1 protein-coding gene and 1 pseudogene are annotated in these 478 nt (G+C 66.7%); both read left to right on the forward strand.

The features are described 5' to 3' along the window. Positions 1-174, forward strand: a pseudogene (locus tag AC5RV1_RS21375) (3,4-dihydroxyphenylacetate 2,3-dioxygenase); the annotation flags it as partial. 2 nt (positions 175-176) lie between these two features. Then, on the forward strand, positions 177-478 hold a 302-nt coding region (locus tag AC5RV1_RS21380; protein ID WP_493995957.1), incomplete at its 3' end, for a 2-keto-4-pentenoate hydratase.

The raw sequence follows: 478 nt of genomic DNA on the forward strand, positions 1-478 counted from the left end.
TCCTGGTACACCGAAGCCTCCCTCGTCCTGGACCTGGACGGCAACCCCCAACCCGTCATCGAACGCGAGGAAAAGTCCGAAATGGCCGTCACCGTCGGCGCCGACGGCTTCTCCTACACCCGGCCCAGCGAAGCAGCCGCGGCTGAAGGCTTCAAGCTCGGAGCGCAGCTCTAGCCATGCTGGATGCCAAGACGATCGAGGCCATCGCCGACGAACTGCTGGAGGCAGGCCGCACCCGCACGCCGGTGCCGCGCCTGACTGCCCGCTACCCGCACATGACGGTGGAGGACTCCTACGCCGTGCAGCAGTTGTGGCGGCGCCGGAACGAGGAAGCCGGCCGGACCCTGGTGGGCCGCAAAATTGGCCTCACGTCCAAGGCCATGCAGGACGCCACCGGCATCACCGAACCGGACTACGGCGCCATCTTCGATGACATGGTGCTGGAGACCGGCTGCTCGGTGGAGTGGGACCAGTACAC

It is taken from the genome of Arthrobacter sp. Hb9-2 (genome assembly GCF_059091165.1).